Source organism: Psychroserpens jangbogonensis, assembly GCF_000797465.1.
Classification (GTDB): domain Bacteria; phylum Bacteroidota; class Bacteroidia; order Flavobacteriales; family Flavobacteriaceae; genus Psychroserpens; species Psychroserpens jangbogonensis.
This window is the reverse complement of record NZ_JSWG01000006.1, coordinates 345,726-359,273: the sequence shown is the minus strand read 5'-3', so window position 1 is coordinate 359,273 and position 13,548 is coordinate 345,726. Positions and strand designations below refer to the sequence as shown.

The window sequence follows — 13,548 nt, the reverse complement described above, 5'->3', positions numbered from 1 at the left end:
AAAATGAAGATTTATAGAAAGATATTTCATACCTTAATTGATATAAATATGACGAATGAAAGTAATTAGTAAATATATAGTATTGATAGGCGTGCTTATTATGTTTTCTTGTAGTTCTAGTAAATCTAAGGCAACTCCAGAACAATTGGATAAATTCACAAAGTTAGTTGAAAGCAAGCAATTTGAAATCACTTCGGATATGGCTTACCCTCAAGTTTCTAGTGCTATGGTTTCATTACAGAATTCTGGTTTAATCGCTCCTGGCAGTAATGCAAATCAGATTAGCTTAATTGGAAATGTCAATTATTTACGAATTGTAGGTGATAGTATTTATGCTGAATTACCATATTTTGGAGAACGTCGAATGAGTTCAGGTTACAACGGCTCTGATACTTCGATTAGTATTGAAGGACAATTACAAAACTATAGTGCAGAAGTAAACACTAAAGACGATAGTTATACAATTTCGTTTGATGCTAAAGCTAAATCAGAATTACTTCGATTCAATATTACAATATTTCCAAATTTAAAATCTTCAATGTTCCTAAATGGATCAACACGTAATCCAATTAGCTATTCGGGAACAGCAGTCCAGTTAAATAAATAAGTCTTAAGCACTCGCAAATCGTTTACGCATAACGGTTTCTTTTATGTGAAGCAAACTATTTACAACAGCAGCAAGCTCAAAATTTAAAAACTTTGAATTTTTTTTACTGAAGTGAGTAATTTGACATGAGTACAAATGATGTTTTCCTTTTTTTATCTTAACAAAAAAAGTGTCTTTTTCAGCATCAAGGATAACAGTACTTTTGTAATTACTTTCAATTAAGAACCAGTAAGACAGGCTATTAATTTGATTAAACAATGATAAATTGGCATCCATAATAATTAGATTTTAATAGGTTTGGGGTTTAAATCTTAAAGTAAGTTATTCCAGATGAGTAGGTAAATCAAGTTTAATTGATAATCCTCGTTTTTGTCCGATAAAGTGATGTGGTTTTTTTGTTTATCGCGTAAATATTGATGTTTAAAGATCTGAAAAAATGTATTTTGCGCTAAAATTTTATCCTATCATGTGATTTTTAAGTCCATTTAGCGGAAAAATCTGATATAGTATCTTAAAATATTTATCTTGTAATCCTATTTCTAGTTTTAATTGCTAATTTTAAAGCATCACCAAAATCTATATGAGTAAAAAAGAATCAACCACAAGTTCAGATAAACCAATAAAAAAACTTAAACAAGACGCAGGTGTTTATTTTAAACAATTGATGCGTTTAGAAAAACTAAAAAAAAGTTCCGAAGTCAAAGCTGGAGTTGTATTTTCCTTTCACAGTTTAATTATAGGATTGTTTGTTGATCGAATGGAGTATTTCAAATTCCTGTTTGATCAAAATCCTTTGATTTTAGTTCTTACTACATTGTGGATTGTATCAGCTTTAGTATCCATTTTTTATGCGTTTAAATGTTTTAAGCCTATAATTATTAATTTAAAATATGATGATAATGTCTTTTTCTTTGGAGATGTTGTTTCAAAATTCAACAGTATTGAGGAGTATGTAACACGTGTTTTCGAAGTTAATGAAGATAGGTTTGAGTTATTTGATCAGCTTGCCCAACAAATTCATGTGGAAAGTACAATTGTAGCTACTAAATTCAAAAACGTTCAAAATGCTATTAGATTCTTCATGTTAAGTGTGCTCTTTATTCTGGCTACTCTAATAACTATTGCCGTTACTTAAATTTTATAACATATTAAATCGCTATTAATCAATAATTAATTAAATCATTTATGAAAATCTCAAAATTTATTTTTCTTGCAATTCTTACTATTACAATCGCTTCATGCGGAAGTGATGATGATAGTGGAAGTGGTACTCCTGATCAAATTGTTATTACACCTAGTGTTTCCATTGGAGATATTGATGGAATATTAGCTTTGCCTCCTGGTACAGATATTACGGACCTTATCAGTTTTGGACAGCCTAATGGTGTTTCTACAGCTGATCAAGAATCAGTTTTAGAACTAGGCGAGAGATTTGTTTTAGCAAGACCAGCAGGATTACTTTCAACTGATATATTTATATATGATGCCATTTACTTTTTTGATGAACTAGATGAAGAAATTGATTATGATCTGTTTATCTCACAATATTTAACATTAGTAATTCCTTCAGGTGAATCAGCTAGTTATTATGAAGAAGCACCTACTACTGTATTGTTGAATGTAGATGATGTAGAAGACGAATTTGATTTGAATTGGAAATATGATATTGAGTGTTATATCGTACGAGAAAGTGTAGAATATGGCCCTTTTATTATCGACCCTAAACTTCGACTTAAAGGAAGAAATACACTTAACTAATTTCATTTATAGAGTATTTAGTGAAACTAAACTATAGCATATCAGTTTTAAACTTTAAAAAGGCCTATCTCGTTATAGGCTTTTTTTGTTTCATTGGTCAATTTAGTATTGCTCAAGACCAGAAGTTGAGTGATAGTCTAGAAGTTGTTTATAAAAATGGTGATTTTGAAGAAAATAGTGAATTAGAAATCTTAAAGCTTCTAGCAGAATCTGAAACAGATACTGATAAAATGATTTCCTATAGCTTACAACTAATTGTAGCCGCAAAAAGTAAAGATTCTGTTCGGTATGAGTATTCCGGATATATGCAAAAAGGGAATGGTCATAAGTTGTTAAGTGATGTTACACAAGCCCTTGAAAGCTATTTTGAAGCTCTTAGAATATCTAAAGAAGCTGATTTAAAACCTGAGGAGGCAACCGTGAATATTGCTATCGCAGACGTCTATTCTATTATGGGAGATGTTGATACGGCTTTTGAGTATTATAGAGTAGGGCTAAAATTAATGGAGAATGCATCGGGTGATCCATTGACGTTAGCTTATGCACAATTTAATTTTGGTGATGAATATCTCAATATTAAAGAACTAGATTCTGCTTTGTATTACCTAAATAAAGCTGGGAAAATTTTCGAAGAGGAAAATGATAAAGTCGGTAAAGCTTATTATTTAGGAAATGTAGGCTTAGTGTATGCGGAAAAAGAGGAAAATGATAAAGCTGAATCCAATTTAAATGAAGCTATAGATTTATTAGAAAGCCAAGGTGATTACTATGGTATTAGTATTTATGTAAACGCAATGTCTGATGTGTATACTGCAAGAGGTGAGCACAATAAGGCATACGATTACGTTAGCCGAAGTTTACAATTAGCAAAGAAACATGGCCTTAAAGATCAGGTCAGTGATGCCTACTTAAAACTATCTGATATTTATGAGAAAAATGGTAATTTCAAAAGATCATTCGATAATTATAAAAGACATATAATATATAGAGATAGTGTTAAAGACCTTGATCAAATCCAAAAAGCAGCGAGCACAGAAACTGATTATAAGGTGTCTCAAAAGCAATTAGAGGTCGATTTATTAAATCAACAAAAAAGAACACAGAAAATTCTTGTTTTCGCCATTGCAGCGATTTTATTATTCATCATACTTTTTGCAATTTCTCTATTCAAGCGAAATAAATTCATGAAAAAGACGAATGAAATTATTGCGAGTGAAAAACAACGTTCTGATGATTTATTGACCAATATCTTACCTGAAGAAACGGCTCAAGAACTCAAAGAACATGGTGAAGTAAAAGCGAAGCAGTTTGATTCGGTTTCGGTTTTATTTACAGACTTTAAAGGATTTACGGAAGAAGCAGGGAAATTAAGTCCAGAAAAACTTGTCGAGAGTATCAATTTTTACTTTTCAAAATTTGATGAGATTATTAAAAAACACGAGTTAGAAAAAATCAAAACTATTGGAGATGCTTATATGTGTGCTGGAGGTTTACCATTCCCTGTTGAAAACCATACAGCCAAAATGTGTCAAGCTGCTTTAGAAATAACTGAGTTTGTAAAGAAAACAAAACGAAGCTTTAATCATAAACTAGCCAAATTTGATATTCGCGTTGGAATCAATAATGGTTCTGTGGTTGCTGGTGTAGTAGGAACTACAAAATTTCAATATGATATTTGGGGAGACGCTGTTAATATTGCGGCCAGAATGGAAAGCGCAAGTGAGCCAGGTAGAGTAAATATTAGTGAAAGCACCTATCAAATACTAAAGGAATTTGACGTTTTTAAATTTACACCAAGAGGTGAAATTGAAGCCAAAGGAAAAGGCAAGGTACAAATGTATTTTGTGGACTACGTAGATTAGTTATACCCTTAGTTTAGTAAATAAAACCCTAGCATACTATTATCTATTCGTTCCGTTATTTCTATGCTTTCTGTAACTTGTACCTCTTGTACATGCACATTCACTAGTACCTTGAAGTAAATCAATACCTATGGTAACAACATGTGTACCTGTATTAAACCCTGAAAGGTCATTCATTGTCAATTGATAAGCATAGGCAAAGTATAGCCCATTTTTCATAATTCCAGCCATTGGTCCAACATTTAATGGTTGAAAAAACTGGTCATTAAGGAAACGATAAGAACCACCTACCCAATAGTAATCACCATCTCTATTAAACTGTCTGTATTTAAAGTTAACATCAGTACTAGAACGGTTATCACTGTCAAACATTTGGTAAAATATTGAAGGCTCAAATTCAACACTATTGTTCTTTTTAGGAGAATAAACATATCCTGTGTAAACTTGGTAGTTTAGTAATTTACTTGGTTCAAGACCAATAAAATCATCAAGATCTTTATTTAAGAAGTTGTTTGCGTTAAAACTGAAATAGAAATCTTTATATCGATATAGAAATCCAACATCAAAGTTATTGTTTGATATAGATCTATCATCAGTAATACTAGGGTCGACTATTGGTGTTCCATCACCATTGTCAAAATCTTCAATGGCAACTCTAAAACTATTGATATTGTATGATATTCCGAAAGACAGAAATTGTTTTGATGTATAATCTAAAATTAAATGATGCGCATACGAGAATTTTACACCTTTCTGACGTGTATTTCCGTTTGTGTCATTATAAGCAGATATTCCAACACCAGAGCGACTCGCGATTCTAAAATCTGCATAAATCGATTGATTATCTGGAGCGTTTTTAATTCCTACCCATTGTGTTAGTCCGTTAGCTCTTATTTTTAAATTATCTCCAATTCCTGCGTATGTTGGTGAAATAACAAAACTGTTATCCGCCAAGTATTGCGTCCAAACTGGTAAATTTAATTCTTGGCCATAACTAGAAGTAAAGACCAAAAAAAGAATATATAGTGTAATTTTTTTCATTTTAATAATTTTTATAATTCTTTAGGTACCATTACCTGTAAAGGGTAAAATGTCCAACGTACTGCTTGTCTAATATTGGACTATTTGGGTTAACCACATACCAGTAATCACCTGTTGGTAATTCTGTGCCATTATATCTTCCATCCCAATATTCACCTACATTGTAAGTAGCAACTTTACGTCCATATCTATCAAAAATATCGAATGTGAGGTTTGGAAAATCTTCAATACATCCTGGAGACCAAGTGTCTGTTGTACCATCTCCATTTGGAGTAAAGTAATTTGGAATACAAGGTCCTAAAATGTCAATATTAATACTAGCAATGGCTTCACAGCCAGCACTATCTAAAACTCTTACAGTATAATTTCCTTCATCTGTTACAATGAAAACATTGGTATCTCCGTAATCTTGTCCATTAAGAAAGAATTGATAAATACCAGTTCCACCAGTTGCGTTTGCAATGATTTCACCTGGTTCATCTCCTTGAACTAATACAAGGGAAAGAGGCTCATAAGATTCTATATCAAACAGCTCTGTAGTTTTAATACATCCATTAGTATGTCTAACATCTATGAAGTGTCCAATTCCAGCAACGACATCTGTAAATACATTACTCATTTGAAAAGGACCTCCATCTAACGAATAATCTAATTGTGAAATGTCAGTTATATTTTCATCTACAGTAACAGTAACTGTATTACTTAGGCTGTTGTTTTTACATAAAAATTCAATTTCAAGGATTGGGTCAAACGTAACCGAATCTGGAAACGTAATGTTCCATTCAGTTTCACAACCTTCTGCATCACGAACAAAAACGATATGATCGCCTCCGCTTAATCCATTAAAATCAAATACTGTTTGTGCTAAACTTCCTGTTGTATAAGTGCCATTATAATCATCTAAACTCACACTATATGGTAAAGTACCACCTGAAATATCAATGCTAAACTCACCATTGTTTTCACCTTCACATGTTTCTTCAAACATTGAATTTGGAACAATACCAAGAATTACTTGTTCTGGGTCTGTAATGGTAAAGTTGAAAGTTATATAGCAACCTAGCACATCCTGAACAATTACATCATAAGTTCCTGCAGCTAAATTTTCGAAAACATTAGTTTCAAAAAATTGATTCAATTGAGGCGAAATGGCGTATTGAATTGTGCCAGTTCCACCTGTAGCATTAATCACTAAAACACCATCATTATTTCCGCTACAAGTAATATTATTGACTGTAAACTCAACTTCTAAAGGCGCAATAGGTTCTGTAATTGTGATTGGAGCTGATATTGTTTCGCAATCACCACTTTCTACATTTACAATATATGTTCCAGCAACTAATTCAGTAAAGAAGCCTGGACTGTTTTGCGTTGCAGGAATTGTAGTACCTGTTGAATCTTCTAATGTATACACATAGTTTCCTAAACCTCCTTGTGCTGTTGCAATAATACTACCTGTATTATCTCCTGCACAATTGATTGTAGGATTAGTAGATTCTAAATTGATTAGTAATTCTGGTAGTTGGTCAATTGTAATTTCGTTAGATAAATTAGCAATACAACCATTCACATCTCTTACATAATATTGGTACGTTCCATCCGACACTGTAAATGTAGTAGATGAATTAAATGTTCCTAAAATTGTAGAGAAAGTACTATCAGTACTAAACGTATAAGGACCTGTTCCTCCTGAAGCACTTAATGTTAGTGTCGATTCTGTTAAACAGGTTTGTGTTGTTTCTGTTACTAAATTTGCTTGAATAGGTGTTGGTTCAGTTATAACTATCTCAACTGAAGTTAAAGTACATTCTAAGCTGTCAGTTATAGTTACAGAATATGTTCCAGCCGCTAAATCATTAAATATATTTGAGGTTTGTGGACCAGATGTACTTGCCGTTGGCAGAATAGTATTAAGCGTAAATAAAAACTCAATTCCTTGTCCACCAGTAACATTGTTTATTGTTATGGTTGCGTTTTGGTCTCCAAAACAAGATAATAAAGTTGTACTAGGTGTAAATGTTGCATCTATTGGTGTTGGTTCAATTAAAACAACATTAACAGAAGCGATACAACCTTCAGCATCTCTAACATTTACAGTGTAATTACCAGCTGATAAATCTGTAAAAGCTCCATTAGATGAATAAGCAACAGTAGCATCACCAGTTAATTCATATTCATAAGTTGCCCAACCACCACTTGCAATTGCAGTAATTGTACCTTGACTATTATCACAAGTCACATTAGATGTTTCCGAAGCTAATAATGATAAAACTTCGGCTGGAGATGATATTATTACATTTGATGTTACTGAACAAAACGGACTTTCGGTTTCGGTAATTACTACAGAATAAATTCCTGCTGACATACCTGAAACGGTTAATGGGTTTGTTGATGTATTTGCGTTTACAATTCCGGTGACAGAAGCTCCTAAACTATCAAACACTTCATAATCATAAGTACCAGAATATCCATTGACATTAATTTCAAAAGAGCCTGAATTATCACCAAAACAAGTTATTGAAGTTGGAGTCATAGTAAATGTTGGAGGAGTAGCTTCAGGTATTGAAAGCGTGATTTCCTCTGTACAAGACGTTATAGTGTCAGTTATTGTTATCGTGTAGATTCCAGATGGTACTCCAGAATACACATTTCCTATTAAAGTGATTGAAGCGGGATTTGGACTTATACTATATGAATAAGAACCTGAACCATTAGAGCCTATTACAGTTATTTCGCCATCGTCATTATTACATGTTGATAATGATGTTATATCTGCTGAAATTTCAATAGGAGCAGGAATATCAATTGATACTAAATTCCCACATCCATTCACATCCTGTATTTCAATAGTATGTGTGCCCGAAAATAAATTTGAAATTGTGAATGGAGCAGTTTGCGTTTGGTAAGCTCCACCATTTATACTAAAACTATATGGGCCAATACCAGGAGTGGCTAAAGCGACATCTATTTCAAAATATCCTTCAGTTACAGTACATAAATTAGTAACACTTGCTGAAATTACTGGAGTTGGATCCATTAATAAAACAACAACAGGACTGGTTTGAATACAACCATAAGCATCTATTAAATGCACATAATAACTTCCTGAATCTAAATTGAATACACTTGCTGATGCCCAATTGGAATCAGTAGCGAGTGGAGTAGTAGGTGTAGTAGTAACTTGATATAGATATGGAGCTGTACCATTTTGACCAATAGCACTAATTACTCCAGAACTTGCATTACAATTTGCATTTTGATCTATTGAAACTTGTAAGTCTAATAAAATAGCAGATTCAGTAATGTTGAATGGAACCGTTACAACTCCACACCCTGAATTTGGTCCTGATGTTTCTGAAATAGAAACAAAATAGTTGCCAAAAGGTAAAGGACCTAAATCATTTACTGCAAGCGATCCGCCAGCAGGAACAATTCCTGATCCAGTGACACCTGTTGTATTAAGTGTTAATGAATCAAATATTTCGTAATCTACATTAACAGGAGTTCCGTATACACTATTAATTGTAAACGATACATTACCATCAGCACTACCTGTACATGTAATATTGTTTGAACTAATAGCATTTAGAGTTAATGTTGAATTAGTTGGTATAGGTGCAGTAGCAGGTTCATAATAGCTACAATTTGTTGACGCATCATGAACTATAAAAGTATAAGTAACACCAGGAGTTAAGCCTGTAAAAGTAGCAGATTCACTACCAGGAGAATCTTCAGGTATCCATGATCCTACAGGATTTGGGTAAACTGAAATTGGCCCTTGGTAAATACTAAAGAAGAAAGGTCCAGAACTACTTAATGTAGAACCTACACTTACAACTGCTTCACCACCAGCAAGACAATCTACTGTTGAATTTATTGAGATATCTAAATCTGTAGGAGGAGAGGCAACTAATACATCTTGAGCTAACATTGAACAACCATTGGCATCAACTACATTAATTTGATATAAACCAAAATCAACTACATCAAAACTTACAGAAGTTGATCCTGCATTATTAAGTTCAGAATTAGAATATCCATTTGTTCCAGTAACAAAATAATTATAAGGAGGTGTTCCACCAGTTACTGAGTTTATAATTACAGAACCTTGAGATATTCCACCTGCACTACACGTGATATCTACAGTTGTGAAATCTAAGACAATAGCATCAGGTTCGTTTATGGTAATAGTTTCGGTTGCAGTACAAGATTTAGCATCTGTTAAAGTAATCGTATAACTACCAGCAGGTAAACCAGAAGTTTGTGTTCCATAGTTTGTTCCTGTAGTATCATTATTAATATTGATTAAAAAAGGAGGTGTTCCAACTGAAGTATCTATAGTTATTTCTATAGCGCCATTTGTATCTCCATTACATAAGATGTCTTGGGTTTGTACCACAAGACTTAAGTCAGGTAATGAAATTGGATTTACAATAATAACTGTTGATTCTGCAGTGCAACCGTTTGCATCTGTTATTTCAAATTGATATGTTCCAGCAGTTGCTGTCGCATAATTAAATGTTGCACCTGTTGCACCTAATGGAGAATATGCACTACCATTAATTGATACAGCATACGTATAAGGTGATGGTCCAGAAATCGTTCCTGAAATTATTGCATCAGGTGATGTCGTACAATCTAAATCTTCTGTTAGGATTACATTTACTGTAGGAGTTGGTATTGGATCAATTGTGTAAGATTCACTGTAAATACAGTCGTTTTCATCTCTTACTTGAAATGTGTAAGTACCAGGCTCTAATCCTGTAAATATATTTGAGGTTTGATATGGAGTTGCACTAGCAGTTGGTGCAATAATTTGATATTCTAAAACACCTGTACCTCCTGTTGTTCCTGTAATAGTAACCGTAGTTGTATTTGTCGGACAAGTAATTGGTAAATTGTCAAACGCTAAATCCGTAGGAGGATTTAATGGATTGATTGTAATTTCATTTGTAATAGACGTACAATCATTTGCGTCTTTTATTGTAATCGTATAAGTACCATCTGTTAAATTTGTAAAGATGTTACTCGTTTGAAAGTTAACACCATCAATACTATATGTATAAGGAACATCACCACCAGTAACGCCTGTTACTGTAATTGTTCCATTTGAATTACAAGTGTAATCTGCAGTAAGCTCTGCTGTTCCGTCAATGGCATCACTTGCCAAAATTGTAACCGTTAGTGGAATAGTTTCACAAACCGTTGAACCAGTTGAATATTGTACTACAACATCATAATCACCTGCGGCAAGTCCAGTAAATGTATTAAAATTGTAAAAGTTCAATCCACCATCAATACTATACTCGATATTAAATCCATTTGAAGCAGTAACATTTATTGTAATTGTTCCAGAATCACCAGCAGATGCACAAGTAATATCCGTACTTGTTATATTGAAAACAGGTTCAGGAATTGCATCAACAGTAACTGATGTGCTTGCACTACAGTTATTAGAATCCACAACAGTAATATCATAAACTCCAGGTGTCGTTACTACAATTTCTGGAACTGTTTGAAAGTCTGTAGAACCATTAATAAAATAAAAATATGGAGGTGTTCCACCTACAGGATAAACTGTAATCTCACCATCTGAACATGTTAATGGAATTGTGATAGCAGCAGTTACTGTTAATAAAGGTGGTTCTATAATAGTAATATTTTCAGAATAAGTACATCCGTTTTCAGTTTCTACTGTAGCAGTATACGTTCCTGGATTTAAATTTTCGAATATGTAAGTGTTCTCCAAGATTGGTCCAACACTATTTACTAAGGTAGCTCCTTGATATAATTCATAAGAATACTGAGGATCCACATCATTAGCAGCTAGTTGAATACTTCCTAAATCACCATTACATAGTGGTTGAATTATGGTTGTTGAAACTGTAAAATCGCGTTCTCTAATTAAGACATCTGGAACAGTAAATACGCATGGATTAGTAGGAACTCCAATTTGTCTAATATAAACTGTATAATTCCCTGCTGTGTTAACTGAAAACACATTACTTGCTTGGAAATTTATATTATCTAAGCTGTATTCGTAACCTGAAGGAACGTCATTAACTGTTATACTTCCAGGTGTTGTACATATAATATCTGTAGCTATTACTGTCGGTTCTAATAAATTCTGATATACATTAAAATAGAATTGTACAAAACAACCTCCTTCATAATTGATAGTTAATCTGAATTGACCTGAAGCATTAGCTAAAAAGTCTGGACCAGTTCCAACCTCATCCCAAGTACAAGAATCATCTTCATTTGCACAATCTGGATTAGAAACTGCAGCACAACTAGACTCGTCTAATTGTTCCCAAATAATTGATGATGCTCCAGAGATATTTGTTTGAATAAACCTTGAATCATTGGCACCACATAAAAAGATATTTGGTAATAATTTTCCATCATTAGGACAGGTTACTACTTCATCTGCATAAGGAATTACAGGGTTTTCAATTGTTCCACCAAAAAGTTGTACAACATATTCTTGTTCAATTGATTGACATGGAGCAATAGCAGTATTAAACGAATAATACGTACCTGTACTTGTAACTGTAATAGTTTGAGTTGTTCCAATAACTGGAGTACCAGTAGGACTAGTAGACCAAGAATAGGTGTCATAATCATTGGCAGCTGTTAAATCTACACTATCACCACACAGAACAATGTCTTCAGAAAACACGCAATCAAGATCTGCTAAAAAATTTGTGGCCTGAGGCGATAATAAACAGCCAGTATTACTACTTAAACTCGGGTCATCTGTAATAGCAAAATTAGGATTGAAAAAACCATTGTATGAAGCAAAAGCTTGGTTACTAATAATATTAGAACATGCATCTGCTAATTGATTACAAGCATCTACTACTTGTGCTTCAATACGGATTTCATAAACAGGATCATTCTCTTCAACTAAAAAATCTTCTATGGCAAAAATAATTTCTCTTGTTGTTGGATTATAACTAACAACAGTAACACCTGGTGGTAAGATCAAATCACTTGGATAATTGAAAATAATATTTATAGGAAGTATGTCTCTAATTTGAAAATTAGTAGCATTATCGTTTCCTGTATTTTGAAAACCAATTACATAATTTAATGAAGAACCAAGACCAACTGTATCTCCGCCAATGTCGTTTCCAGCATCATCTTCAACAATTTTGGTAAGAACTATATTAGGTTCTATAATTTCTACAGCGAAAGCAAAGAAATATGGAAAATAAGTATCACCACTAGTTTCTAATCGTATAGTACCAGAAGTAGCATCATTGGCAATTACAGAATTCCCAGGATTCGGAATAGCGATAACTCCTGTGTCAAATCCTAAGGTATTTGTACTATTAGGAACTCTATTATTAACTGGAAGTGCACTCAACTGAGTAACCGAACTATTAAAAAAGTTTGAAGCTGGTCGATCTGCAGTAGATAAACTAACACCATTAAGTCTTAATCGATCACCTAAAATAGGACTATCTCCTTCTAAGGTTGCAAATGCAAAATTTGCTCTAACTGGAGCAGGTGCAGGAACAGTTCTAAAGCCATCAACTGGAATGTCTAAATTTGGATTACCTCCAGCAACACTAATTGCACTAAAACCATCAAAACTTGTAATAGATTTTCCTGGTAACGTAGGATCTTCATAAACAACAAAAAGCGACCATCCAGCGGATTGTCCTGTGCCATTATATGGCGTAAAAGTTGAAGTTTCACCTTCATCAGATGATACATTTGCTACAGTGTATGTTCCTAAATCGATACCTGGACCAAAACTTGTTACAATATCTGTAACATCTGCGAAACAAGCATATGAAAAACTATCTCCACCATCAACAGTAGATCCGTTGGCATCATAGATAATAGTTCCTTGAATATCATTATAACCACCAATTGGTCCTTTAAATTTTACATCAGTAATAGATTCTGTTCCTGGATTAACAGCGCCCCAATAAAGACCAGCATATATTATTCTGTAACAATTCGGATTAGGTATATCTAAATCAGCACTTGAAGAACTAAATGTAGAACCATCTGCATCAATATCAATATACCTCATATCTACATTATGATTGTATACTGAATTATCATTAAACGCATTATTGTCTGGTCCAAGAATATTGTTTCCAATAAGAACAATGTCACCTTTCAAATCCTGATTAAACCTAGGAGTGAATGGTTCATAATTTTGTGAATGCAATTGAAGGCCAAAACATAATAGCATAACGATTATGGCGATTCTAGAAAATGTAGGTCTTTTCATGATACTTAATTTTTTTTAACTCCGTT

General features: G+C 33.2%; 7 protein-coding genes. 4 read left to right on the top strand and 3 right to left on the bottom strand.

Translation table 11 applies throughout. The annotated features are described in order from the left end of the window. Positions 1-55: 55 nt before the first annotated feature. Positions 56-607, top strand: coding sequence for a DUF4251 domain-containing protein (locus tag RH81_RS05005; protein ID WP_033958535.1), 552 nt, complete (start codon positions 56-58; stop codon positions 605-607). A gap of 3 nt (positions 608-610) precedes the next feature. On the opposite strand, the gene RH81_RS05000 is transcribed toward RH81_RS05005, so the two are convergent. Beyond that, complete coding sequence (locus tag RH81_RS05000; protein ID WP_033958532.1) at positions 611-883, bottom strand: hypothetical protein; 273 nt, start codon at positions 881-883, stop codon at positions 611-613. A gap of 304 nt (positions 884-1,187) precedes the next feature. Between RH81_RS05000 and RH81_RS04995 the strand changes: the two genes are divergently transcribed. Genes RH81_RS04995 through RH81_RS04985 form a run of 3 tightly spaced genes read left to right on the top strand, consistent with a single transcriptional unit; the run spans position 1,188 to position 4,227 of the window. Next, a complete protein-coding gene (locus RH81_RS04995; RefSeq protein WP_052172421.1) occupies positions 1,188-1,742 on the top strand; it encodes a Pycsar system effector family protein in 555 nt (184 codons plus the stop codon). Between the two features lie 50 nt (positions 1,743-1,792). Next, positions 1,793-2,365, top strand: a complete 573-nt coding sequence (locus RH81_RS04990) for a hypothetical protein (protein WP_033958531.1) — start codon at positions 1,793-1,795, stop codon at positions 2,363-2,365. Positions 2,366-2,385: 20 nt separating this feature from the next. Beyond that, positions 2,386-4,227 (top strand): adenylate/guanylate cyclase domain-containing protein, encoded by a 1,842-nt coding sequence (locus tag RH81_RS04985; RefSeq protein WP_052172420.1) that lies wholly within the window; start codon positions 2,386-2,388, stop codon positions 4,225-4,227. A gap of 39 nt (positions 4,228-4,266) precedes the next feature. Here the strand turns inward: RH81_RS04985 and RH81_RS04980 are convergent, their stop codons facing one another. Together RH81_RS04980 and RH81_RS04975 are read right to left on the bottom strand one after the other, a co-directional pair. After that, positions 4,267-5,268 (bottom strand): PorP/SprF family type IX secretion system membrane protein, encoded by a 1,002-nt coding sequence (locus RH81_RS04980; RefSeq protein WP_033958529.1) that lies wholly within the window; start codon positions 5,266-5,268, stop codon positions 4,267-4,269. A 31-nt stretch (positions 5,269-5,299) separates the two neighbouring features. Continuing rightward, entirely contained in the window at positions 5,300-13,522 is an 8,223-nt protein-coding gene (locus tag RH81_RS04975) for a T9SS type B sorting domain-containing protein (RefSeq protein WP_033958527.1), read from the bottom strand. Between the last annotated feature and the right edge of the window lie 26 nt (positions 13,523-13,548).